Annotated in this window: 1 protein-coding gene; it reads right to left on the minus strand. The window is 39.7% G+C overall.

Annotated elements, in window-relative coordinates; translation table 11 throughout:
• Positions 1 to 2,024: glucosyl transferase (locus HMPREF1519_RS10080; protein ID WP_037612157.1), on the minus strand; the 2,024-nt coding region annotated here is incomplete at both ends.

The following is a 2,024-nucleotide window of genomic DNA, read 5'->3' on the forward strand; positions in this document are numbered from 1 at the left end:
CCCCATCGATGGTTTGTGAGCCTTTAAGGATATTACCTTCTGCATCTGCATAGTACCATTTACCATTATGGTTGAAGTATTGATTTTTTACAAGAGCACCGGAGTCTTTATCATAATATCTCATAGGAGTACCAGATAGATAATATTTTTCTTTTATGACTAATTTACCATCTTTGTCAGTAAAGCCCCCTTTAATTTGTTGCCCTGTTTTAGTATCAAAATGGACTTGAACCCCATCGATGGTCTGTTCGCCTTTGAGAATCTTACCCTCAGCATTGACGTAGTACCAATTATCGTTAACTTGGACATAGCGACTTGTTCCCAAATCTACTTTGGCACCAGAATTTTGGTCGTAATAGTAACCATTATCACCAAACTCTCCTTTTACTTGTTTACCCCCATAAGGATCAAAGTATACAGGAACATTGTTAATGGTTTGAGAACCTTTAAGTCTTTTACCGTCATTGCCTACATAGTACCAGTCTTTATCAACTTGGACATAGCTATTGGTTACGAGAGCACCAGTGACCCCATCGTAGTATTTATCGTTTCTTGCGAAATTTCCTTTAACTTGAGCACCAGTTTCTTTATCAAAGAAGTATTCAATGTTGTCGATGACTGTTGCCCCTTTGATAGCCTTACTATCAGCTCCAATAAAGTAGGTTTTGTCTTTAACTGTTACGAAACGATTAGTAACTAGATTTCCAGAGTCTTTATCATGAAATTGTTTGTTGTAGTCAAAATCTCCTTTCACTTGGATACCTTTATAGCCAAAGTAGACATGAGCGCCATCAATAGTTTGTTCACCTGTCAAGATTTTTCCATCGTTACCGATGTAGTACCAGTTGCCTTTAATTTGAACATAACGGTTTGTGCCTAGGTCGACTCGGTTACCATCCTGATCATAGAAGTAGCCATCGTCACCAAAATTGTCGAAGACTTGTCTTCCATCATATGTAAAGTAAACCTGTTTACCATTGATAGTTTTAGCACCTTTTACACGAATACCCTGCTCATCAACATAGTAGCGTTCATTTTGGTGGGTATAGTTATCGTAGGCAATAACGTAGTTGTTAGTGACTAGTGCACCAGAATCTTTGTCGTAATAGTGTTCTTTATTGTCAGTATCATTTCTAACAAAATAGCCCTTAACTTGAACACCACCTTGATCGAAGTAAACCTTAACGCCATCGATGGTTTGTGGTCCCTTTAAAATAGAACCATCATTTCCAGCATAGTACCATTTTCCGTTTAATTCAAAATAGCGGTTTGTCCCGAAATCAACTTGTTTTCCGTTTTCGTCGTAATAACGGCCATCAGAAGCAAATCTATTCCTAACTTGTTCACCGTAGTCGTCAAAATAATTCCATTCCCCATTAATTTCTTTGGGACCGATTGTCTTATTACCATTTTCATCTAAGTAATAGGTTCTACCATAATTTTCAACGAATTTATTAGTAACAAGAGCACCAGAGTCTTTGTCATAATAGTGACCGTCCCAGTCAAAGTCCCCTTTAACCTGAACGCCGCCTTGATTGAAGTAGACCTGAACGCCATCGATGGTTTGTGGTCCAGTTAGATCTTTACCGCTAGCATCTTTGTAATGCCAGTATCCATACTTATCGCTGTAGTAATAACCACCAGTGACGTTTGTTTCCTTGTTCGAAGTTTCGGTAGCTGAAGCAGTCTCATTGGCAGCTCGGTCTGTAGTTACAGCTTCGCGTGTTTGGCCTGTGGCTGATTCTGCAGGTGCTTGACTTTCGCTTGCAGTTGTTGAAGCTGTTTCACTGGCAGTTTCAGAACTTGTTGTAGAAGTTGAGGCTTGTTCTGAGACATTTGTGGTGTTTTCTGTGCTAGCCACATTTTCAGTAGTAACAGGTGCTTCGACAACCTTAGTTTCTACGAGATCTGCTGTGGTTTCCACATTAGTAGATGTTGCAGCAGTCGTATCAAGGTTTGATGAGTTGTCAACTTTAGCTTCCTCCGCAAAGGCAGGCCTTGCGATAAAAGCAAAGCTAGCAAGA

It is taken from the genome of Streptococcus sp. SR4, from assembly GCF_000517725.1.
GTDB lineage: Bacteria > Bacillota > Bacilli > Lactobacillales > Streptococcaceae > Streptococcus > Streptococcus salivarius_F.